The organism is Methanobacterium sp. BAmetb5 (genome assembly GCF_003491305.1).
GTDB lineage: Archaea > Methanobacteriota > Methanobacteria > Methanobacteriales > Methanobacteriaceae > Methanobacterium.
Genome location: NZ_CP022706.1, coordinates 272,501 through 294,899, shown reverse-complemented (window position 1 = coordinate 294,899; position 22,399 = coordinate 272,501). Strand labels below are relative to the sequence as shown.

Annotated in this window: 21 protein-coding genes (1 of these 21 only partly in view); 6 read left to right on the top strand and 15 right to left on the bottom strand. The window is 37.8% G+C overall.

Annotation, left to right across the window (positions count from 1 at the left end):
- Nucleotides 1-95 precede the first annotated feature (95 nt).
- On the bottom strand, nucleotides 96-1,406 hold the full coding sequence (locus tag CIT02_RS01425) for an ADP-ribosylglycohydrolase family protein (protein ID WP_292613340.1): 1,311 nt from the start codon (nucleotides 1,404-1,406) through the stop codon (nucleotides 96-98).
- A gap of 124 nt (nucleotides 1,407-1,530) precedes the next feature.
- On the opposite strand from CIT02_RS01425, the gene CIT02_RS01420 reads away from it, so the two are divergent.
- Complete coding sequence (locus CIT02_RS01420; RefSeq protein ID WP_292613338.1) at nucleotides 1,531-1,764, top strand: hypothetical protein; 234 nt, start codon at nucleotides 1,531-1,533, stop codon at nucleotides 1,762-1,764.
- Nucleotides 1,765-2,045: 281 nt separating this feature from the next.
- On the top strand, nucleotides 2,046-2,252 hold the full coding sequence (locus tag CIT02_RS01415) for a hypothetical protein (protein ID WP_292613336.1): 207 nt from the start codon (nucleotides 2,046-2,048) through the stop codon (nucleotides 2,250-2,252).
- A 158-nt stretch (nucleotides 2,253-2,410) separates the two neighbouring features.
- On the opposite strand, the gene CIT02_RS01410 is transcribed toward CIT02_RS01415, so the two are convergent.
- The gene (locus CIT02_RS01410) at nucleotides 2,411-2,899 is read right to left on the bottom strand and encodes a HEPN domain-containing protein (protein ID WP_292613334.1); all 489 of its coding nucleotides are present in this window, start codon (nucleotides 2,897-2,899) and stop codon (nucleotides 2,411-2,413) included.
- 313 nt (nucleotides 2,900-3,212) lie between these two features.
- Here CIT02_RS01410 and CIT02_RS01405 point away from each other — a divergent pair, with 313 nt between their 5' ends.
- A complete protein-coding gene (locus tag CIT02_RS01405; protein ID WP_292613332.1) occupies nucleotides 3,213-3,755 on the top strand; it encodes a PsbP-related protein in 543 nt (180 codons plus the stop codon).
- Nucleotides 3,756-3,900: 145 nt separating this feature from the next.
- Here CIT02_RS01405 and CIT02_RS01400 read toward each other — a convergent pair whose 3' ends face one another.
- The 5 genes from CIT02_RS01400 to CIT02_RS01380 all read right to left on the bottom strand — a co-directional run bounded on the left by CIT02_RS01400 (nucleotide 3,901) and on the right by CIT02_RS01380 (nucleotide 8,071).
- Nucleotides 3,901-4,350 (bottom strand): hypothetical protein, encoded by a 450-nt coding sequence (locus tag CIT02_RS01400; protein ID WP_292613330.1) that lies wholly within the window; start codon nucleotides 4,348-4,350, stop codon nucleotides 3,901-3,903.
- Nucleotides 4,351-4,695: 345 nt separating this feature from the next.
- Nucleotides 4,696-5,490, bottom strand: coding sequence for a peptidoglycan-binding protein (locus tag CIT02_RS01395; protein WP_292613327.1), 795 nt, complete (start codon nucleotides 5,488-5,490; stop codon nucleotides 4,696-4,698).
- Nucleotides 5,491-6,100: 610 nt separating this feature from the next.
- Nucleotides 6,101-6,385, bottom strand: coding sequence for a hypothetical protein (locus CIT02_RS01390; protein WP_292613325.1), 285 nt, complete (start codon nucleotides 6,383-6,385; stop codon nucleotides 6,101-6,103).
- 178 nt (nucleotides 6,386-6,563) lie between these two features.
- On the bottom strand, nucleotides 6,564-7,070 hold the full coding sequence (locus tag CIT02_RS01385) for an NUDIX domain-containing protein (RefSeq protein ID WP_292613323.1): 507 nt from the start codon (nucleotides 7,068-7,070) through the stop codon (nucleotides 6,564-6,566).
- Between the two features lie 326 nt (nucleotides 7,071-7,396).
- Nucleotides 7,397-8,071, bottom strand: a complete 675-nt coding sequence (locus CIT02_RS01380; RefSeq protein ID WP_292613321.1) for a peptidoglycan-binding protein — start codon at nucleotides 8,069-8,071, stop codon at nucleotides 7,397-7,399.
- 1,007 nt (nucleotides 8,072-9,078) lie between these two features.
- On the opposite strand from CIT02_RS01380, the gene CIT02_RS01375 reads away from it, so the two are divergent.
- Nucleotides 9,079-9,294: a TIGR04165 family Cys-rich peptide gene (locus CIT02_RS01375; RefSeq protein ID WP_292613319.1), complete on the top strand. Its 216-nt coding sequence runs from the start codon at nucleotides 9,079-9,081 to the stop codon at nucleotides 9,292-9,294.
- A 648-nt stretch (nucleotides 9,295-9,942) separates the two neighbouring features.
- Here the strand turns inward: CIT02_RS01375 and CIT02_RS01370 are convergent.
- The 3 genes from CIT02_RS01370 to CIT02_RS01360 form a co-directional block, all read right to left on the bottom strand.
- Complete coding sequence (locus CIT02_RS01370; RefSeq protein WP_292613317.1) at nucleotides 9,943-10,107, bottom strand: DUF2116 family Zn-ribbon domain-containing protein; 165 nt, start codon at nucleotides 10,105-10,107, stop codon at nucleotides 9,943-9,945.
- A gap of 185 nt (nucleotides 10,108-10,292) precedes the next feature.
- Entirely contained in the window at nucleotides 10,293-11,198 is a 906-nt protein-coding gene (locus CIT02_RS01365; RefSeq protein WP_292613315.1) for a 3'-5' exoribonuclease YhaM family protein, read from the bottom strand.
- 378 nt (nucleotides 11,199-11,576) lie between these two features.
- Nucleotides 11,577-11,792 (bottom strand): hypothetical protein, encoded by a 216-nt coding sequence (locus tag CIT02_RS01360; protein WP_292613313.1) that lies wholly within the window; start codon nucleotides 11,790-11,792, stop codon nucleotides 11,577-11,579.
- A 365-nt stretch (nucleotides 11,793-12,157) separates the two neighbouring features.
- On the opposite strand from CIT02_RS01360, the gene CIT02_RS01355 reads away from it, so the two are divergent.
- The gene (locus CIT02_RS01355; RefSeq protein ID WP_292613311.1) at nucleotides 12,158-13,666 is read left to right on the top strand and encodes an MBL fold metallo-hydrolase; all 1,509 of its coding nucleotides are present in this window, start codon (nucleotides 12,158-12,160) and stop codon (nucleotides 13,664-13,666) included.
- A 181-nt stretch (nucleotides 13,667-13,847) separates the two neighbouring features.
- On the opposite strand, the gene CIT02_RS01350 is transcribed toward CIT02_RS01355, so the two are convergent.
- Both CIT02_RS01350 and CIT02_RS01345 read right to left on the bottom strand, forming a co-directional pair.
- Nucleotides 13,848-16,238 carry a HEAT repeat domain-containing protein gene (locus tag CIT02_RS01350; protein ID WP_292613310.1) on the bottom strand — a complete coding sequence of 797 codons (2,391 nt, stop codon included), beginning with the start codon at nucleotides 16,236-16,238 and terminating at the stop codon, nucleotides 13,848-13,850.
- Between the two features lie 392 nt (nucleotides 16,239-16,630).
- Nucleotides 16,631-18,031, bottom strand: a complete 1,401-nt coding sequence (locus CIT02_RS01345; RefSeq protein ID WP_292613308.1) for a Mur ligase family protein — start codon at nucleotides 18,029-18,031, stop codon at nucleotides 16,631-16,633.
- A gap of 575 nt (nucleotides 18,032-18,606) precedes the next feature.
- Between CIT02_RS01345 and CIT02_RS01340 the strand changes: the two genes are divergently transcribed.
- Complete coding sequence (locus tag CIT02_RS01340; RefSeq protein WP_292613307.1) at nucleotides 18,607-19,842, top strand: LL-diaminopimelate aminotransferase; 1,236 nt, start codon at nucleotides 18,607-18,609, stop codon at nucleotides 19,840-19,842.
- A gap of 217 nt (nucleotides 19,843-20,059) precedes the next feature.
- On the opposite strand, the gene rfbD is transcribed toward CIT02_RS01340, so the two are convergent.
- The 3 genes from rfbD to CIT02_RS01325 form a co-directional block, all read right to left on the bottom strand.
- Nucleotides 20,060-20,899 (bottom strand): dTDP-4-dehydrorhamnose reductase, encoded by an 840-nt coding sequence (rfbD, locus tag CIT02_RS01335; RefSeq protein WP_292613304.1) that lies wholly within the window; start codon nucleotides 20,897-20,899, stop codon nucleotides 20,060-20,062.
- Between the two features lie 47 nt (nucleotides 20,900-20,946).
- Nucleotides 20,947-22,140 (bottom strand): bifunctional ornithine acetyltransferase/N-acetylglutamate synthase, encoded by a 1,194-nt coding sequence (gene argJ, locus CIT02_RS01330; RefSeq protein WP_292613302.1) that lies wholly within the window; start codon nucleotides 22,138-22,140, stop codon nucleotides 20,947-20,949.
- Nucleotides 22,141-22,333: 193 nt separating this feature from the next.
- Nucleotides 22,334-22,399: the 3' end of a hypothetical protein gene (locus CIT02_RS01325; protein WP_292613300.1), read on the bottom strand. Its footprint extends 261 nt past the window's final position; 66 of the gene's 327 nt are visible here — the last part of the coding sequence; the start codon falls outside the window, past its right edge; its stop codon occupies nucleotides 22,334-22,336.

Here is a 22,399-nt window from a genome sequence, read left to right as displayed (position 1 = left end):
AATAACTTTCTTTTGGGAGAATTATTTTTTTAACAAGATTCTCTAGTATAAACCTCCCTTTATAGGTCTCATTTAGTAAACCTTTTATAGAAGAATTACATCTGATGAGCCAGCAATCTCTGAATTTTTTCATGGATCATTTCCTTGCAGGCCAGTTTTTCAATCCATTCACTGGGAATGCCACTTTTTCCATAAAATGCTCCAGCCAGTTGTCCGTAGATCGCCCCGGTGGTATCGGCATCTTCACCGAGATTAACTGCCAGGAGACAACCTTCCCGGAATGATTCGGATTGGTGAAAGGCCCATAATGCTGCTTCCAATGATTTAACCACCAAACCTCTACCCCTTATTTCCGGGGGTTCTTTTTCCTGGTAGGAACCACTGGCTACTTCATCTATTTCTTCGGCCAGGGGATATTCATCCCAGAATCCAGGTACAATTGAAAAACGTGGCGATAGTAACTCTTCCTTGGAGAATCCAGCCAGTGCACCGTTAATTAAAGACCCCATGTAACGGCAGGCATCCACCGCCAGGATATGGTTATGGGTGGTTCGTGAACTTTGGCCGGATAATTCAATGGTTTTACAGGGTTGGGTGAAGTAAAATAGGGGCACTGGAGCCAGGCGCATTAATGAACCATTTCCCGCAGAAAGTTCATGGTCCAGTCCAGGATAGGGTTCACCAGTTTCCTGGAATATGTGGAGAGCTTCACGGGTGGTGTTTCCAATATCAAAGCAGCGCCCGTTAACACTCAGATATCCTTCCTGGTACCAGCGCAGATAGCGTTGCAGCTGGTCAAGTGGATCAAAATCTCCCTTCTCAATTAAACTCTCAGCCAAGCAAAGGGCCATACTGGTGTCATCAGTCCACATCCCGGGACTCAAATTGTGGGTTCCCCCACCAGTCATATCATTTACTGGCTGAAAGCTACCAGGATTCTTGAACTCAAGGGGCGCACCCATAGAATCTGCAACAGCTAATCCAATTAAAGCACCATGAAATCCATCAATGATTTTTGATCGGATCTTCCCCAGACGCAACAGGAGTTTTAGCACAATACCCTTATCAACCATTTCCCCCACCAAACCCTCGAAACGTTCTGCCCGGACCATAGTGAATAAAAGATTCATAACCGTTGTGATATTGGCATTTTCCAGTTGAAGAGGATCTTCAAGGTAGTTAGATGCCCCACTGGACCACTGAACCCAATCAAAATGGAACATGTTCTGCTGATTGATAAGGGTTATCAGGTCTACTATTTCTGGAGAATAGACATAGTAGGGGAACTGGGGAGCCTCATCCACCAATTCATAAAAACTACTGTCCTTACTTTTAAGGTAGGGTAAAAAATCCAGGAATAGATCGATATCCCTGATACCTGGTAGCTGTACTTGTTTTGAATCCATTATCACCACTCCCTAAATAATTTATAATTTTATAGTTTGCCCCTAGAGGAAACCCATAGTTAGAGGGAAAAATTTATTCATTATAATTCTATAATGATTATTATTAAATTATAGGGGGAATGGTGTGACCTGTCAAGTGAGGATTCATGCGGGGGATAATGGAAGTGTCAGTCCCCAGGGAGAGTTTGAGGTGGAACAGTCCAGTCATGTTTATGTTCTTGCTGAACCTGAACCAGGATACCAGGTTGAGATGTGGTATATAAACGGGAACCAGCTCTACGGTGGCACTAAACAGTTCAGGGTTACGGCTACTAACAATGAGTTAGAGATTAGGGTCACCTTTTCCAGGACCCAATAATGGCCCAGACTTAAAATTTCAGGATGTAATCAATGGATTTAACAGGGTTAAACTGGATAATAGTTCTTTTCTATTATTTTACCTTGATTTTATTGGTCATACTTATGAGTGGGCATCCCCTATGTTTTAGGAAAAAAATAAAATAATCATAAGATATATTGATAAATAACTTAATTTGATAATAACAATTCGATTAAAAACTTCTCGGAACCATTTGGTTAACTGTAGTTATTCAATAATATAGATGCACAGAATTTGTGAAATCTAAAGGTGTCATACCCATGTCCTCTGATTATCTGAAAAAAGACAAAGAAAGAGTGGAAAATAAGTTCAAAGAACTAAAATCCAAGAGTGAAATCGAGGCCATTGAAAAAAGGCTTGAATCCCTGGAGGATACAGATTCTTCCATTAATAGAATATGGGCGGAAATATACCGCGATGTACTGGACTTAAAAAAGAAGGAAGAAGAACATGAGGATAAGGACTGATCTGTCTTATATTCCCAACCTATAATTTTAAAATACTCTTTTTCCCCAAATAAAGTGTATCTTATTCCTAATTCTTGATAATATATTCTAGATTCAACAGGTTAACTATTCCTAACTGGTTATGCTATATATGTTCCGGTTATTATTCAATAATGGTCCTAGCCACCATAATCGTTTTCTCTGATGGAATTTTTTATAACTGAGCGAGGTAGTCTGGCTGTTTTGTCCAGTAAATTTGTTATGCAGTTAATGAATTCGTGTCCAAAGTCGATGGCCTGCTTTAAATCATCAGGGTTCCGGGTGATCTGGAAGTGATGCTGATCTTCGTAGTTCAGGTTGAATATTACTGTAAGTACGTCTAGACATTCCTGACTGAGATTGCCTTCGGCACAGTATTTTTCCAGGTAATTCACCAAGTAGAGGGGATCCTCCAGTTCCACCCCGTCCCGTAATGTAACGGATCTGGCCGCGTGTAGAACAGTAAAGTAGGTTGAAACACGTGAAGAACGATAAAATCCTACTTTAAAAGTTTCTTCAGCTTCTTTTAACCATATTTTAGCTTCTTTAAGAGATAAAGCACTTTTTAAGGGAGAAGCTTCCACCTTCCGGAGATGGCCTTCGTAATATAATTCATCTTTTTTGTCCACGTAAATCACCTTGCTAATCTACCCTATAAATTTAATCAACCTAAAACTTGTGATATAGAATTATAGATAAATTATTGTTCATCAATTATAATATAATGATCATATGGTATAAATGCTTGATTATCGTCTATAGATAAATATTTTCCCGCCAGTTTGCACCAAATATCTGTTTTTTTAATAAACCCAGTAAATCGTAGGTTGAAAAATTTTAAACCCTTCCTTAATCAGGCAGGGGCATCTTTTTATTTGGTGTTAATCATATAGTGCCATTGGTAATTTATTGAAGTGTTTCTATAATTTGAGGTGTTTCTATTTGAATAAGAAATTTATAAATAAAAAATTCATGGTGATAGCTGCAGTTATCCTGGTCATAGTCCTGGCCATGGTTTACTTTATCATAGCCTCTGGAACTCATTACACCAGTAAAGATAGTAAAGGAAATGAAATTTCTTTTAATTATCCCAGTGGCTGGGCTTTCCAGGAACGTACTGCGGGTGAACTGATTCAAGGAGAAAAAAACAGTACGGATAATTCCACCTACCGTTCAGTAGTTACCATCACCCGGACCCTGGCCAATGGAACCTCCTTGGACCAGGTAAAAAGTAACAATATCTACCTTAAAACCGGCAAGGTCATCAATGAAACCAACCGAAGTGTGGATGGCGTTCAGGCCACGGTAATTGATATTGATGAAATGGCTGGCCCGGAAAGGGGTAAACTCGGTGAAGTGAAACTGGTACTGCTCAGTAAGGATGATTACATCTACATCATAACCTTCGTAACCGGAGGAACACTGGAAAAGATGAAGGGAGATATCGACCATATATTAAACAGTTTCCAGACAGTTAAAAGCTAAATCATTTATTTTATCAAAATAATATCTTTTTTTATATTTTTTCTTAATAATAACCGGTTATATTTAAAATAAAAATAAATGAGGCTTTAATAATACGAGAATGTAAGAAAAATAATTTTTAATTTATATTTTTTTAGTACATCCCTTAACTCGATATTTTCTTGATAACCATGGAATCAGCCACTATCTGGTAGGCATCACGATAGTTTTTAGCATCAAAATTCAATATCATAGTTTTCACATCGGTGTAATCGGATGTGAGGAAAACATAACTGCAGACCTGGAGACCATCTTCGATTTTAACCCCTGATTTATCAGCAATAGTGATGCTCTTTCTTTTGGTGAAAGACGACATATCGGTTCGGTTGCTCTTACAGTAAAATACCTCTCCCACAAGGTTTTCAATGGTGGTGTTGGAGTTTGCATAGACTTCTAATCTTAAATGGGTGCTGTTGGAATGGTCCACCACAAATAATCCTGAAGGATACTGGAATTTCACCCATTCATTCTCAAAGTTTCCCCCAGTACTGGTATTGTTGGTAGCCGTACTTTCCGGGATATTAAGATATCCCACAAAGGCCACCACACACGCCACAATGGCCACTAACAGAATTGATTGGTATCTTTTCGTTAAAATCCCCTCGATTAAAATATTAGTTTATCATAAAATTCAAGTTTTAATTTATCATAAAGTACAAGTTAAATTATTAAGGAAGTTTGGGTTTAAATTTATATCTTTCCTTTGTTTTGAGAATTTTATCTTTTACCGGATTTATTAAAATTCTATGTATTAGTCCCTTAAAAAGGATTTCTAGATAATGAATGCAGATAGGTACTATTTTTTTGGAAAAAATGGGAGTCAACAGTTGCTGGCCCTGAGAAAGTAGTGGGCCTGTACAACTGTTGGACAATCGTAGATTGTTTTATCGGTTTTCTTTCTTTATCCGCCTGCTATTACTGCTCCGGACGAGCTGCCACCAGTGGCGTAGTATCTCTGAGCATAACCATTACCACGGTAATCATAGTCAACCCAGCTGTTGCCATTCCAGACCTGAACCGAACGATGATTTGATGAGTAACGGTTAGCATACTGAACAATACGTGCTCTGGTTCCTGAAGAGGTCAATGAACTGTATAGTGCTGCACTGTTAGCCCAACAGTCACCAGTACCCTTACCATTATACCAGCTGCTACTGTAATACTTGCTGTAACTGCGAACAGCATTGGCATAGGATTTTTTAGAAGAGTAGGTTGATTTGCTTGAACTAGAGGTAGAACTGTAATCACTTTCACCGGCAGCGGCCTGGACTTCTGCCAGGTATTTATCCCAGGTGACCATGGCCTTACGAGTGTCATTACCCACAACGCCGTCAACAATTAAACCGGCTTCTTCCTGGAAATTTCGGACAGCAGTTTCCGTGTCTTCACCGAAAATACCATCGATATCCCCCGAATAATAACCGTAATCAGTTAACCATTGTTGTAGTTCTTTGACCTTATCACCGGTAGTTCCCAGTCTCAATGAACCATCAGTGGAGTTGTTGGTTCCCAGGATCTTACTAGTGGAATTAGCACCAAATGGGTTACTACTCTGGAGAACATTCTGAGTGTCCTGAATCTCCTGGTCACTCACTCCAATCTGCAAACCATTGGCCGCGTTATTATCGCCCGCATTATGGTCCGGGTCGCTCACAGCACCGGATATTGGTACTGTAGCAGCGACCATGAACATCATGCATAGCACTGCATAGATAGAGTTTTGCTTTACTCCCTTAATTTTACCGCCTCCGTGCCCATAAATACGTATTTATGGGGCTTTTTTTTACAATAATGGTTGGATTCAAAGTCCCTTATAAAGCTTTCGAAATAATTTTCAAAAAAACGAGCGTATAGAGCTTTGTTTTAGATTTAGGACTCAATTTGCGGTTTTTGATCATGCTGTCCAGAGAGCCGCTATTTCCTTTAGTATTTCCAAGTAATTAACTCAATTTAAACCCTGATTGAAGAAAGAGGCTATTTTCAAATCTTTTATTTCTACGGCAGCTTCACGTTTAATAAGCCTATAAAGTCTTTAATCTCGCTTTAAATCTATAAAGACCGTTAAATCTTGTTTATTAGCTAAAAAATACTTTCATAAGTTTTAAACAAAATTAAAGAATTTTAAAGAATTTTAAAGCATCTTTTCATTAATGAGGCAAAATAGTCAGATATTACAATATTAGCGTCATTATTTTAAGGATTTTTAATCAGCATTTTCCATTAGGGTGCAAAGAGGACATTGCCATAGAAAAGTAAAAATATTAAAAATAATTAATTGAAAAAAATTAAAAATATTATTAAGAATACTATTTCGGAGCGTTTTCCGAAGCTTCACCCATTTTTAATTGATTTATATTTTCAGAGATCCGCAGCAGGTAATCAGTAAGCTCATCTATTTTCATGGCCACAACAGTTTCGCTCATTTCCTCCATTTCGTCCTCATTGCTGGTATCATAAACCTTCAGATGAGTTTCTCCAAAATTTTCCATATTAAACCTTTTTATTTTCTCCAGCGCCACTTGAAGGTCTTCATATACCTTTAATTCCGCCAGTATATAATTTCGTTCATTGACCAGTTTTTCTAAAGTCACGGTGGTGATCCCCTCATCATTTTATTAATAAAAATCTGCCAATATATTTTAAAGCCCTCATATCTCTATGTTTTTGTCGCAGATTTTATTATTAAAAAACTATTAAGTTATTAATGGTTTAAATGTTTTTATTTATTGTTCCCCTGATCCTGACCAAAAAATAGATGTTAAAGAAAGGTCATTGTTTTAAAATTTTATCCATTGAATTCTTTACGGATTTTAACCAGGGTTTCACAGTGCGGGTAACCTGATTAACCTCTTCACCACCAATTTCGGAGTTATCATCAGTTTCCTGGTTGTTAACAAAGTCTTCTAACCAATCAGCCAGTTCATACTCTGAAAGATTTTCAAAAAACACCCAAGCATATCCCTCGTGCTCGTGACTGAGGGTAAGGGTACCTTCGGTGATTTTTCCCGACATTATAATGTGCACTGCTCTAATCAAGTGTAGGTTCTGTTCTGATACTCCAACAACATGTTCCAGAGATATTTTAAGTCCAGTTTCTTCACTAACTTCCCTGATCAGGGCTTGATCAAAGGATTCTCCCTGATCAACCTTTCCACCCGGAAGTTCCCACTTACCCGGGTTGGTTTTAGAGTCAGTTGATCGTTTAAGAATCAGTATCTTGTTATCCTCATCAGTGATTAAAACCCGCACAGAGAGTCCAAAAACAAAGTCTATCATTTTTTTCCTTCCATAAACTTACCTTAATCCTGATTCTCATGTTTAATTTGTGGATAATTTTTGAATTCTATTATAAATATTTATTTGATTAAAACACTTTTTATGGGATAAACTATTTTAAGATACAGGCTACTGCCCCTTTGAATTTGTCTAGGAATGGATTTGTTTTGGAATATGAAATTCATATCTTATCTTAATGGATAATACCCTAAACTTGTATCTAACCGTGAATTCTATAAGGGAAATTCTATTAAATTAAATTTAAAAAAAAAGGATTTCATCAGCAGTGTAAACTGCTGATAAATTTTTACTCACGTGGAATGGGTTTAACTACTGGCAATCACGGATGCTGAGGAACCGTGAGAAGTTGCGTAGTATCGGTTGGAATACCCATTACCTTTGTAGTCATAATCTACCCAACTGTTACCATTCCATACTTCTACAGAACGGTGGTTGGATACATAACTGTTGGCGTACTGAACGATCCTTGCTTTTTGACCAGATGCAGTTAATTGACTGTAAAGTGCGTTACTGTTATCCCAGCAATCTCCGACACCTTTTCCACTGCTCCATCCACTACGACTGGATCGGTAAGAGTTGGAGTAAGACTTACCAGAGTAAGTTTTGCTGGTTCCGTAAGCAGCTTTACTGGATGAACTGGAACTGCTAGTACTACTGTATGAGCTGGATGAACTATCGTCACCTGATGCGTAAACACCGTTAACCAGATTATCCATACCCTCACGAGAAATTGGCCCAACAATTCCATCTTCTTTTATTCCAACGTACTGCTGGAACGCTTTGACAGCCTGATCGGTGTAATTACCGAATTCACCATCAATTTTACCTTTGTAGAATCCTTGGGTCTGTAACCAGGTTTGTAATTGAGTGACATTTTCTCCAGTCATTCCTATTTGTAAATTTTGGTCTGTGCTTGCGTTGGTCACGACCGTATTTTCAGTATCTGAACTTTCCGCGGCTCCCACAGCAGGGATAACCATGAAAAGTGCACACAATGCAACAACTATTGCTTGTGTGAATTTTCGCCTAATTTTATCGCCTCCGTGCCCTAAATCTTAAAATGAATGATGTAGGACGTTTTACACCATCACATCATTGAACATGTTATATAAAGGTTTCGATTTATTTTCTTTTTTAAGGCCCATTTTAAGCCTATTTAATCAAATAAAGCACATTTAGAGGTTTTCTTTCCTTGGATAATAGGAAGAGACCAAAGGAGGTTTAAATTGGTTAATAATCATCAAATCATGACCAAATCTAAAAAATAAAAGAGTATTATGGCAATTTTAAATAACGGGTAACTAGTGTATAATCCATCACCGGGGAGCCAATATGTAGCAGTTAAGAACTCTTCCTTATTTCTATTTTAATAGAAATCCATGGTTTTAGATAGTTTTATAATCAAATTAAAGATTATAAAAGCCTAAAAGTTTATTTATTATGTAATTGGCAGATTTTTCTTAAATTAGGCCAGTAATACTTTTTTTTATATCAATACAACAAAATAGGATTAATTTATATAATTAATCAAAATATTGACTATTAAAGTAATATAATATATTTTAGGTTTTATTATCAAATTATATTCTTAAAAGTGGTAAAATCCGATGTAAATAATTTAAATACTCATGTTAATTACGAATTTTCAAGAGAAAATACATCCCAATCCCTCTAAAAATTCATAATACTATGATATGGCGATAAAGAATAAAAAAAATTCTTAGAGTGGTTTATGTTTTATTTAAACAAATTTGATGACTAAATCTGCAGTTTAAATCATTATAATAAATTTTTCCAAACACAATAAAAAAGTTTATATAGTATTGTTCGTATAATACCATACGTTCGAGTATGTCCGAACCAATCATGGTGATAGATGTAGGGATTTAATTGATTGTGCCTGTGCAGCAGTGCAAAATCGCCCTAACCATAAAAAAAATATACTATAGGTAACAAATAATAAATGGGAGTAAAGGAGGAACATATAATGAAATCAGAAGATCTTAACCAGGCCTGTCCTGAATGCGGTTGTAAAGACAAAACAATATCCCAAAGAACTAAACAGACCTCAGTTGATACTTGTTACATTCCACATATTCCCGATGGTAAACAAGGGGTAATTCTTTGCAGTGAATGTGGCCATCTGTTTGAGTTCTGCAAGGATCGTAAGCTAAAAGAAGAAGTAAAGAAGATCGAGATTTAAAACACCTAAATTCGATCATCCTATTTTTAATATATCCACTTTTTCACAATTTACTTATTTTTAAACTGAGTTTCTTATTATGAACTGAATATCCCACTAAAACACCTTCTAAATTATTGTTGATTTTAATATTATCTTCCTTTTCTTATTTTTCTCCAAATAAGATTAATTCAATAAAATCAAGTTTTACTTCATGTTAAAAATAACTTTTAATTTGATTATCAATTTTATTTCTAACTAATAATTGATCCCGCTGTTAAATTTTTTTATCCTTTTATTCGATTATTATCATAAACTTTATAATACAGGTAATCCAAAACTCTTTTAGAGTATGGTGGTGGAGAATGGTTGATAAAAGAGTGGCCTGTGATCACCTGGATGACAGGTTCGAAGAGTTCTTCGATGGTTTAATTGAAGAGGGACTTAACGAATTAAAATTAAAATGTAAGTGAATGGGTATTCTATGCAAAATCATTAGATTATGCAGGTAAACATCCCTAATGATTAAATATCCAATTTTATATCCTATAACGATAGTTATCAATCCATATTACATTCATGTCTAATTTTTCCACATATTTCAAAATTAAAACTTATTTTATACATTGGAATAAAGTTTAAGGGATTATCCAAAGGAATTATCCCTGGTTAGTTAAGGGCTTGATATCTCCACAAGGAATATACAAAGATAATTATCACCACTATCAAAACCAAGAAAAGCAACCAGTTTATACGCGCTGTTTTTCTTTTTTCATTATTCATTGCTTTCTGATAGTTTTCCAGTTCCCGGTCAATGTCATCCATTACCATCATAAACCCCCTTTCTCATATAACTGAAAATCATGCACACTAGTCCATAATCCTTATAAAGTCCTCAATAAGTCTCCACATTAAGTCCCTGAATTCCGATTGAATTTATTGATCAAACGTTGATTTTCAATCTCCAATGGATAAAGGAATTCCGGAATGATTTATCATCCAATCTTCACTATTTCGGATTATTTTTGGATTGATCCCTTAACCTTTGCATCTAAATCATCAGCATGGTGCAAGGCAATTGCCTCGGGAGTTTTGGGATCAACTGGTGAGCCCCATCCATTTCGAACGGCACCATGATGGCTGAGTATTAAATGTAACACTTGGGTTTGTAGTTCTTCCGGCATATCCACATCCAAGGTGTTAATCTTCTCTTTAACCATTTCTGCAGAGATGAATAGATGATCCAATAGTTTTCCCTCGTTGGAGATGTCAATACTGATGAGGTCATAGTCATAGGCCTTTAATTTACCCACGTCATGGAGTATTGCTCCGGTATATAAGAGATCCTGGTCCAGCTGGGGGAATATATGGCATATAGTTCGGCATATCTGCAATACTTCTACACTGTGTTCCAGTAAACCCCCTACATAGTTGTGGTGGTAAATTTTTGCTGAAGGTGCTGTGCAAAATTCCTGGGTAAATTCGGGGTCATTGAAAAAGGAATTAAGTAGAACCTTCAGATAGATGTTTTCCATTTCGTCCATGGTGTTTTTAATCTCAGCCAGGAGTTCATCCCGGTCTTTACTAGATGTTCGGATGAAATCATCCAGATGGTAATTATCTTCTTCCAGGGCCTGCAGATCATCAATTTTTATGCTGAAATTCTGGGAGTTACGTGGAAACTCATCTACCACTCCATTTATCTGGTAAATGCATTTCTCATTAATTGTATCGTAGATCTCATGGGCATTTCGGTTGGGAAACATTCGCGCCGTTATCTGACCACTCTTATCAGTTAAACTAAATTCAAGGTAGTCTTTGCCGTTGCGCGCCTTTTTGACTGTGGCACTGGCTATGACAAATGAGGTACTGATTCTTCTCACACTGTTCAAGTTTTCAATGAAATCTTTTTCCTCTTTAAACATGATTAAGTCTCCATTCCCTTCCTTATCCTTAGAAATCCATTATAAAAGTTAATACTTAATATTAACCATAGTTAGGGTTAAAGTAATCTAATTTCATTTGGGATGAGCATACTACCGCTGCTGATTTTACTTATTCATAGGTAGTTAACATTCCACCATAATTAAAACATTACTATCCTTCATGGTTAGAATTATGGTTTAAAATTAGGGTTACGTTTTAATCTTAAATGATGTTAATCCTGAAAATAACTAGTAAAAAAATAAATGTAATAAAAAACAGGGCAAATAAACCTCTATTCTGAAGTTTTTAATTTACCGGAAAAAAATAGTTTTAGATAGTGAATGAAAAAAAAGGGGAATATTTTTTGTGGAGCATGGTTAATGTTCATGTTTTTTAAGTTTACAAACGTAAATCTTAAAAAAATCCCCTTCTTTTATGTTTGCTACCTCAAATAGTATTTCTGGGATATTCACTGTCTCTCCCGTCCTTTTGGCTATGGTGGCGTATCCACGGTGCCCATGATGGTGGTGATAGTGTCCGTGATGTCCCTGGTGATGTTTTTTATGGCAGCCACAATCTTCATCTTCACACATCTTATAACACCTCCATGCATACTATTGTATTTTGAGGTTGAAATTATTTTCCATGATTTTTCTTACCACAGGAAGGTCTTATGGAGTGTAAGTTTGATAGCCTAAGGGTGGTGGTAACCTTAGTTGACTACTGGATTTAGGGATAATTCTATTAACCCCCCATCCCAAATAAATAAACAGAAAAAATGCAATAATAATATAATCCCTCCTAATTTCCTATAGATTACCAGTTAACCCTCGTAATACCTCTTTAACGGGAAATTCATCTATATAAACATTAAAACAGAACTAAATTTATCCAAAGATCTTAATGGTAACCGAAGTTAATTAGAAATGTAACTAATAGCTAATGTGGGTGTATTCCTTTGACCAGTATTGATTTTTTCGGAGGCGTGGATGAAATTGGAGGGAATAAAATCAGGGTTAATGATGATGAAACCTCATTCTTCTTTGATTTTGGAATGGGATTTTCCCAGGCCAATGATTATTTGTCGGAGTTTCTGCAACCCCGCAAGGCCAATGGAATCTGTGACTTTATCGAACTGGGCCTGTTACCCTACATAGAAGGGATTTACCGTGAAGACTACCTGCGGCATGTAGGTCTGCCCTACCCCTCTGAACCATCGGTTGATGGAGTGCTGATTAGCCATTCCCACGTGGACCACGTAGCCTATGTGCATCACCTCCGGGAAGACATTCCCATCTACCTCACCAATGAATCACACCTAATTTTAAAGGCACTGGAAGAAACTGGTGCCGCATCCTTCTCAGAATATCTCCATTTAAAAAAATCATTTTACCTGGAGCCCAAAAAGCGTGGAGACGGTTACATGCGCTCCCGGGCCAACATAGTTGACCGGGACATCCACGTGGTGAAACCCTACCAAAAATTTGAAATTGGGAATTTTAAGCTTAAATCTGCCCCGGTTGACCATTCACTACCGGGCGCAACGGCATATATTGGTGAAAACGAGGAGGACACCATTGTATATACTGGAGACCTTCGTTTCCATGGACGTCACCCGGAACTCACCAATAAATTCGTTAAAGAAGCTAAAAAATCCAAGCCTACCATTATGATCAGTGAAGGGACTCGTATTGACAGCCAAACCAGTGTGAATGAGTTTGATATTGAAAAACGGGCAGTTGAATCCGTTAATCGGTGCCAAGGCCTGGTAGTGGTTAATTATCCTGTGCGGGATCTGGACCGGCTTTTAACCTTCTACAAAGTGGCCGAGGACACTGACCGAAAACTGGTAGTGAGCCTAAAACAGGCCTATATTCTGAACCTATTCCAGGAACACAACCCTGAGTATCCAGGTATAGGGGAGGTTATGATCTACAAACCCCGTAAAGGATGGGGTCTGGTGGGAGATAATAGTTTTGCCTGTGTGGAAGATGAATGGCTGTGTGCCTCCACCATTGATGAGGACATTGAATCTGCACATTCTCTCCGGGATTATAAAAAATGGGAAAGAAAACTACTGGAAAATGACAACGTTCTCACCTACCATGATCTCCGGGAAAATCCACGGGATTACATATTCCGCTGTGATTTTTTCGAGTTAAAGGAACTTATCGATATAAAACCAGACAATGGTATCTACATCAAGTCCAGTACAGAACCCTTTGATGATCAGATGGAAATAAATGAAAGGAAGGTGCGTAATTGGTTGAAGTTATTCAACTTACCTCTCTTAAATAAATGCTTCCATGCATCTGGGCACGCCAATGGCCCGGAGATACTGAAGATGATAAGGGAGATACATCCAGATAAGTTATATCCAGTACACACTACCCACCAGGAGAAATTCCTTGAACTTGTCGATGATGGGATTGAGGTTATTTTTCCCAAAAAACAGGAAATAACCTGAAAAGAGCACGGCATGGATATTTCAGATTATTATGGAGTGTTATATAGAAATAAAAAAAATTAGAAATAAAAATACTTATTAATTTAAAATGAAGTTAAAGGCTTATACCCTAGGATTAAACCAAATTCGTTTTATCAATCCAACTGGAGGTAATTTAAATTTAGGATTTAGGATTTTTAGTCTAGCTCATGGTGAGCAAAATACCAACCACTAAAGACAGGGCAAAAAGGGCTATAAATCCTAACAATTGTAAATCTGTTCGTTTTAGGCCTAAGAATTCCTGAGAATCAGAGGTGCTGATGACGTCACCTTTGACTGATCCCCCTGCAGGCGTGGGATTCAATTTAACATCCGAACCAGTTATATTTACTTCCATTGAAGCAGGTTTGTTATTTATTATTGTTTTGGAAATTTCTGGAGAGGTAACCCCACTTTCCAATTTAGTATCCTCTGGGGAAACCGCGTTTTTCGCATATTTATCCATTTCTTCAGCAGTTTCTTCAACTTCTGAAGATTCCTCTAACTCTAAAGGCTTATTAACCTCTAAGGATTCCTCCAACTCTAAGGACTCCTCATCCTCCACAAGTTTCTCCTCTTCAAAAGGAATCTCAACCTTCAAAGACTTCTCCAACTCTAAGGACTCCTCATCCTCCACAAGTTTCTCCTCTTCAAATGTATTCTCTACCTTCAAAGGTGTTTCTACTTCTACGGGCTCATTTACCTCTAAACTATCATCATTAGCCGAGGATTTTATCTGGGATGTGGATTCACTAGTGAATAGGCACTCATCGGTAAGAAGATCATCTTGAATCCCGGAGCTGTCTTCTGGAATAAAGTGATCATCTGGAATTTTTTTATTGGTTTCTTTATTGGTTTCATTAGTTTTTCCAGATTTCACATCTCTATCAATAGTCCTATCAATAGTTACAGGGGATTTTTTATCTGTATCATGAACTTCAGGAGAAGTGGTATCAGATTTGGCTTCCTTTAAATCCTTCAAATCATCTATTTTCTCATATATAATTTTCTCCGACGATTCCTGATTATTATACGTGGATTTAGGCGGCATGTGCGATTTATCAGATAACACCGGTTCATGAGATTGAGACTTGCCAGGTCCCCTAAATTTTCCCAGTATCCTGTTTTTCACTGATTTACGATCCGTACTTGATCTTATGGCTTCATCTACAGCTTCTGGGCCACTGGTTAAATCTGATTTTAAAGTTTTATCTGATTTTAGAGATGTATTCTGTTTAATAGGAACATCGGTTTCGGCAATTGGGTATTTCAAACTTATATCTTTATTAGCAGCACCCTTAGATTCAATAGGTACTTCAGGTTTAGCCGGAAACTCTAATTCATCATGTATTTCCTGCCGGGTAGGGACCTTCGAATCAATAGGAGTTGGTTTTTTAGATTTATTCTGCACTTGGCGATCTACGGATCCAATTCCTTCTGATACTTGAGTATTTTTATTTTCTTCAGGTGCATGGGAAGTTTCTGGTATTTTAGTGACTACAGTATCTTTAAGGGAAGAATTAGCAGGAACTGAATTTTTAAACACGGGAATTTGGGTTAAATCGTCCCGGTTTTTATTTACATTGTGATTTATAAGTTTACTTTTTCCCGGGGGGGACAGGGATTCTTCATAGTATTTTTTACGATAATCAGCCCGGTTCCTGGATTTCAATCCTTTATTTTTGGATTCAATTTGAAAAATAGCATTACCGGCAAAGGTTCTAAGGACACCTTTCTCCTTTTCTTTAACTTTCTTTAGGGGTTCAATAGCTCTCTCATCAGCTATGCTACCCAGTGCCTTCACTGCTTCCAGTTTAACCGAGGAATCATCAAAATCAAGAGCAGCTATTAATCCGTTAACATCTTTTATGAGTTTTAATGTTTTTACATCGGGTTTCTTATCCCGGGAATTTATTTTATGATAGTAATTTCTATTTTTAATGGTCTGTTTTCCCTCTGGTTGCCGGAATAAAGGAAAACTAGGGGGTTTACTTGGGCCAGAAGCTACAGATTTTTTAGTTTCAGGGATCGGCGAAGATTCAGTACTCAATTTTTCAATAACACCCGCCACTGATTCTTTATAACCAGAGTCTCCTTCAGAATTAATGCTGATTTTAGAAGGTGTATCTGCCATTTCTTCAGGAAGTGCAGATGACTTAATATCAGAGTCCTTCTTCTCTTTATTTTCGAGAATAGGTGTAGGTGATTTATCCCCCGGTTTCTCAAAAATAGGAGCAGATTGTCTATCCCCTGGTACCTCAAGAATAGGATTAAATGGTCTATCCCCCGGTTCCTCCGGATAAGAATCAGATGAGTTATCATCCAAATTTTCAGTAACCGAGGTAGTTGATTCGTTCTTCAAAGTTTTAAGAACATCATCGGATGATTTATCCTTAACTTCGTCGGGAAATTGTTCATCTGGATTAAAATAATCTTCAATGGACTCCACGTACACTAAAGTACCGTAACATTCACAGGAGACGAAATCATCCTTTGATTCACCTTCCTGTAATTTATAATAGCCACCACATTCCTGGCATACCAGATATCCCATTTTTTAAACACCTTAACCTTAATTAAAGTCCGACATTAATTATGATATTATTAAATCTCAGTTTAGTTACCCTTTACAAACTGATTTTTAACTTAATTACGTTTTTCCATCTAAAATACATGTAGCAATGACATATTTTTGTAACCTTTGTTATGATTCCGGCAGAATTTATGTGCCCTCTACAGTGCATCAATTAATCCTTTAATAACATTGTTATTGATGGAGTAGATTTTAGGGGACAAAAAAGCCTTTATCCCGGTGAAAATTATGAATACTTTGATTCTTCTTTGGTCAATACCCTAAGATTTTGATAGAGAAAAGATGAAAAAAATAGATTATATTTCAATTATTTTTCTGATAATTTCTATTCCAGATTATTGTAAAACCTGTTTTTATGAATACTTTTTACATCCTTCTTCTATTCCTTTCATCATTTTATCTTTGAGGTCCTGGTAGTTGGTTATGGCCCCCGGACCAATATGTAGTATGATATCTCCTGGTTTTGAATGTTTAATTGAATATTCACCTGCAGTGATCATATCCTCGGTGGCGATTTTTAGGGCATCCGCGTCTTTAGCACCTTCCAGAACTTCCTGGGCGGATTTCATGTCCAGAACACCAGTGGTTTCATTGAATCCGCTGGCGATGATCACCTGGGCATAATCCCCCAGTAATTTACCGATCTGGAACTTGTCACGGGGATTGGTACTATCTGGATTATCAATCAATACTATTAAATTAGATTTGTCCTGAGAAAACTGTTCCAAGGTGGAAATTATACCTTCTGGAACAAATGCAGCATCGAAGTGAACTTCACGTCCACAATAATCCCCAACATACTCTAAATGGCCAGGTATGCCCTTAAATTTATTCATTCCATCTACAATGGAATCTTCTTTAAGACCATAGGCCAGGGCAACGGCCGCCGCAGCAACTGCATTTTCAAAGTAGTATCCCTTCAGGTTGAATTTTGTTTCAAATTCGCCTTCTTTTTTCTTTAATTTATATTTTATCCTAATTTTATCCTCTTTTAAGTATCCTTTGATGTCACAGTCACTGCCATGGGAGCAGTAATAAACAGCATCGTGGTCCTGAAGAAATGGAGTACACTGGGAGCTGGCCACCAGAATTTCACTGGATTCCGTGATCATGAGCTTTCTCTTGGTGTACTTCTCCAGGGACCCCTCAAATTCGGATAGATGATCTGCATAGATATTGGTTATTAATCCCACCTTAAGTTTGAGCTCCGAAAGAAGCCGAATGGTACCGTGAGGTAGTTCTAGCACTGCAATATCACTTTTGATATGATCTCCATTGATAATCCCATCCACAATAACTTCACTGAGCAGGTTGCCTGATAGGGATGAACAGGTCCATACACTGTAACCAGCATTTTTAAAAATTTCGGAGATGGCATGGGTGGTGCTGGTTTTTCCCAAAGTTCCAGTCACACCGATAACATCCATATTAATAGTTTTATCGACAATATCAGCAATATCCTGATTAATGAGTAATTTTAATTCATTATCCACCAGATAATGTCGGATGGGAGAATCTTTGGGGATGTTAGGGGAAATGTAAACTGCATCCACATCGTCAATGTTGGTGGGATCGTCCCATCCTAGTTGGAGATCCACTCCCTCTTCTTTCATTTTAAGGAGAGTTTTCTGCACGTCTTCCGGGAATTCCTCCATTTCCTTTTCATCAGTTATTTGAACTTGGTGACCTGCATAATTTAAAATTCTGGCAGCTGGTCTTCCAGCATTACCTGCACCTATTACCACGCACTTCATGTTAAATTCTCCTTAATTTAATAAATATTCCCTGAAATATATTTTGAATAGGAAACGTGAAAATTTAATCCTAATCCCAGTTTTAATAGGGGTTGAAATTCCCCATTATAACCATCAAAACTCATATCCTGAGGATGAACCCTCCGGAAGATATAACACTAACGGTTCCCTGAGCATTTAACATATTAACTTTACTCGTATAAATATATTAAATTAAATGCAACATATTGGCTTTTTTAAATAATTCCAATCAAACCATTAAGATAATTATCCACAAGGTTATTTTGGGCTTAGTCAACTTATAGATTTTTTCCCAAATCTTTAGTCAACATTATGTTACTTTAGTTAGATTAGTAATATTAGGAAATAAATTTTCACTCTTCCCCTAATTATATTTATGATTATAATACGGACTGGTAAAAAAGGATAAATAGAGATAAAGAGAAAACTAAGTTATAATAAGAATAGTGGGATAAAAAAGATTGAAAATAGATTTACTTTCTTAATAAATAGTTCTTTATATAATACCCCATTAATAGGAATTTATTCATGAAAAATCATAGGAGTAATCGTCAATGTCAGTTATAATAAATGAAAACTATCTGTTAATTAAAAGCAACTATATTTTCTCGGAAATTAACCAGAGAGTAGAAAAATACCAGAATGATAATCCTGATGCGGATATAATACGAATGGGTATTGGAGATGTAACCCGGCCTTTACCCCGTGCTGTGGTTGAAAAATTCACTGAAGCTGTACAGGAAATGGGTAATGCCGAATCATTCCGGGGTTATGGTCCGGAACAAGGTTATGACTTTTTGATCAATGAAATCATAAAAAATGATTATGCACCACGCGGTATCACCCTTTCCCCGGACGAAGTTTTCATCAGTGACGGTGCCAAGTGTGACACGGGCAATATTCAGGAAATATTTGGCCTGTTAAACACCGTGGCGGTTACCGATCCAGTTTACCCGGTCTATGTGGAAAGTAATGTCATGGCCGGCAGAACCGGGCCCATGGGTGATGATGGACGTTACCAGAAACTGGTTTACATTCCCTGCACTGAAGATAATGGATTTGTGCCCGAACTCCCCACAACACCAGTGGATTTAATTTACCTGTGTTTCCCCAACAATCCCACGGGTACTGCACTTACCAAGGAACAGCTAGCACAGTGGGTGGATTACGCCCGGGAAAACAATTCTATTATACTGTTTGATGCTGCTTACGAAGCTTACATAAGGGAAGACAACATTCCTCACAGTATATACGAGATTGAAGGTGCCCGTGAAGTGGCCATTGAATTTAGGAGTTTCTCTAAAAACGCTGGTTTCACTGGTACCCGGTGTGCTTTCACCGTGGTACCCCAGGAACTGGTGGGATATGATGGTGAAGGAAACCCCCATTCCATCAACTCTCTATGGAATCGGCGTCAGACCACAAAGTTCAATGGAGTTTCCTATCCTATACAGATGGCTACCTGTGCCGTGTACTCCCCTGAGGGTCAAAAAGAGATCAACGAATCCATTGATTACTACATGAACAATGCTTCTATCATCAGAAATAGCTTGAAAAATCTGGGTTTAAGGGTTTACGGTGGAATTAATTCACCATATATCTGGGTTAAAACTCCCCAAGGTATGGATTCCTGGCAGTTCTTTGATTTATTACTGGATGAAGCCCATGTGGTGGGAACTCCCGGTGTGGGTTTCGGTCCCAGTGGTGAAGGTTACCTCCGGTTAACCGCCTTTAACACCCTGGAAAATACTGAAAAAGCCATGGAGAGAATCTCTAAACTCACACTCTAGGTCAAATTTAAAGAAGGAATAACTGTACTTAAGAAAATTCATAAAAATAAAGGAATTGCTAATCAATTCCTGTTTACTATTTTTTTTATTATGTAAAATTGATTTATTTAGAGAATATATCTTTAAAAACAGTTTTTGCCAATATTTATGGAATAATAAAATGAATAGAAGAAAAAAAGTTGGTTAATAATATTTTAACCTTTTTATTAGTATTTTTTTATTTTAACAATTCCATATAATCCTTCAAAGCATCTTTATAACTTCTTATTGGTGGGAATCCTTCCATTCTCCAGTTGTAGTTATCCAGGACAGAGTACAGTGGACGGGGAGCAGGACTACCAAATTCCTCAGTGGATACTGGTTTAAGTTCAATGTCAATACCGGCATTCTGGAAGATTTCCTGGGCGTATTCATACCAAGAGCAGTGATCACTGTTGGTAACGTGGTAAATACCATAGGCTGGTTTGTTTATGAGTTGGTTTATGGCTTTAGCCAGGTCCCGGGTGTAGGTGGGTGATCCTATCTGGTCGCTGACCACCGATATGCTATCATGGTTTTCTGCTAATTTCAGCATGGTAGTGACAAAGTTAGGTCCATGGTATCCGTATAACCATGCTGTCCGGACAATGTAGAATTTATTCAGGATATCACGGATGTATACTTCACCCTGGTGTTTGGTTTTTCCATAAACACTGAGTGGATTGGTCTGATCATACTCCCGGTAGGGTGTGCCTTTGGTTCCGTCAAATACATAGTCCGTACAGATGTAAACCAGTGCACTGTCAGCTTCCCGGCAGGCCAGTGCCACGTTACGTGTTCCCAATGCATTTACATTATAAGCCAGGTCTTCTTTGGCTTCACTTCCATCAACATCGGTAAATGCAGCAGCATGTACCAATACATCGGGGTTAATGTCTTTCACAGTTTTAATGGTTTTTTCAATGTCAGTTATGTCCAGGGTGTCAATGGTGGTGGTGCTTATCTGGTGGTCCTTGGATAAAATATCTTCCAAATCGTGCCCTAACATTCCTTCTGCGCCTATAATCATTACTTTCATTTTATCTTACCTGTATGTTTGAATATAATCAATTTTGTAATTAAAATTTAAGTAGAGTACTCTGAATTTATGCTTACATAGTCATAACTTAGGTCACATCCGTAGGCTGTGGCCGTAAATGTTCCGAGTGATAAATCAACGGTTATTTTGATGGTTTCCCTTTCCATTATGCTTTCTGCCAGTTCCAGCTCTTCTGTACCGTCAAAGGCCTTTATTTCACCTTGATCTACCACAGCCACCCTCCGTTCACCATCTTCCAAGGAAACAGTGACGGTTTTCTCATTCATACTGGCTCCGGAATAGCCCACTGCAGCCACAATACGGCCCCAGTTTGGATCGGCTCCGAATAAAGCTGTTTTTACCAGTGGTGATTTAACAACTGATCTAGCGGCGACTCTAGCATCGTTAAGGCTTTCAGCACCCCTAACTTCTACTTCCATGTACTTGGTAGCCCCTTCTCCATCCCGGGCCAGCATCCGGGTAAGTTCACAGCACAGATAGTCCAGTGCTTCCTGGAATTTTTCATCGAGGTTTCCCTGGCCTGGTCGGGATAAGAGTACCACGATATCATTGGTACTTTCATCTCCATCCACCACCACCATGTTGAATGTTTTTTCCACAGATTTCTGCAGGGCTTCTTCGAGTTCTGCTGGGCTGGCTTCTATATCTGTGGTAAGAAAGGAAAGCATGGTACCCATGTTAGGGGCGATCATTCCCGAACCCTTACATATACCCCCAATACGAACTGTTTTGCCATTAGAAAGTGTAGTTTCCACTGCAAATTCCTTGGGATATGTATCAGTGGTCATTATAGCCTCAGCCGCGTTTCTGGAGGCTGCAGGTGAATTATCCAGTCTTCGCAGAGCATCGGTGATGAGTTTGTTAATGAGGGGTAAGGGTAGTTGGCGTCCAATGATTCCAGTGGAGGCTACAGCCACATCTTCCGGGAGGATGTCCAGGTCTTGAGCAACTTGGCGGGTCATCTCTTTGGCATCTTCAATACCTTTTTCACCAGTAAAACAGTTGGCATTACCACTGTTGGCGACTATTGCCGATAGTTTTCCATTTTTGACTGATTCTCTGGTGATGATAATAGGAGCGGCCTGTACTTTATTTCTGGTGAATACTGCTGCTGCACTGCTTTGTGGGTAATGGATAAGTGCCACCCCATAATTGTCTTCACAGGCACCAGCTGCCCGGACATTTTCCACTGCACATATTCCACCTTCAATTTTTTTCATTTTCCCACCTTTTTATCCGTCTAAATATTTTTTTATCCTTCTAAATATTTCATCTATTCCAATCATCTCATCATCATAAAATGAAGACTAATTAAACGAAGTTTATCCCTTAGTAGATGTATCCATAGAAGGTGTACTACTTTAAGAATCTTCCAGAAATTAAGTTCAGATGTTAATCCCTATTTACCCTCTATTACTGCCCATTAGTACTGGTATTGGATTGATTAGTCTGGGTATTAGTAGGGGTATTATTGGGTTC

Coding starts and splice junctions, on each gene's coding strand:
- CIT02_RS01350 (WP_292613310.1), bottom strand. CDS start 16,238: ATGGGATATCTGGTATGCCAGGAATGTGGTGGCTATTATAAATTACAG.
- CIT02_RS01425 (WP_292613340.1), bottom strand. CDS start 1,406: ATGGATTCAAAACAAGTACAGCTACCAGGTATCAGGGATATCGATCTA.
- CIT02_RS01340 (WP_292613307.1), top strand. CDS start 18,607: ATGTCAGTTATAATAAATGAAAACTATCTGTTAATTAAAAGCAACTAT.
- CIT02_RS01375 (WP_292613319.1), top strand. CDS start 9,079: ATGAAATCAGAAGATCTTAACCAGGCCTGTCCTGAATGCGGTTGTAAA.
- CIT02_RS01365 (WP_292613315.1), bottom strand. CDS start 11,198: ATGTTTAAAGAGGAAAAAGATTTCATTGAAAACTTGAACAGTGTGAGA.
- CIT02_RS01395 (WP_292613327.1), bottom strand. CDS start 5,490: ATGATGTTCATGGTCGCTGCTACAGTACCAATATCCGGTGCTGTGAGC.
- CIT02_RS01360 (WP_292613313.1), bottom strand. CDS start 11,792: ATGTGTGAAGATGAAGATTGTGGCTGCCATAAAAAACATCACCAGGGA.
- CIT02_RS01415 (WP_292613336.1), top strand. CDS start 2,046: ATGTCCTCTGATTATCTGAAAAAAGACAAAGAAAGAGTGGAAAATAAG.
- CIT02_RS01345 (WP_292613308.1), bottom strand. CDS start 18,031: ATGAAGTGCGTGGTAATAGGTGCAGGTAATGCTGGAAGACCAGCTGCC.
- CIT02_RS01385 (WP_292613323.1), bottom strand. CDS start 7,070: ATGATAGACTTTGTTTTTGGACTCTCTGTGCGGGTTTTAATCACTGAT.
- argJ (WP_292613302.1), bottom strand. CDS start 22,140: ATGAAAAAAATTGAAGGTGGAATATGTGCAGTGGAAAATGTCCGGGCA.
- rfbD (WP_292613304.1), bottom strand. CDS start 20,899: ATGAAAGTAATGATTATAGGCGCAGAAGGAATGTTAGGGCACGATTTG.
- CIT02_RS01380 (WP_292613321.1), bottom strand. CDS start 8,071: ATGGTTATCCCTGCTGTGGGAGCCGCGGAAAGTTCAGATACTGAAAAT.
- CIT02_RS01370 (WP_292613317.1), bottom strand. CDS start 10,107: ATGATGGTAATGGATGACATTGACCGGGAACTGGAAAACTATCAGAAA.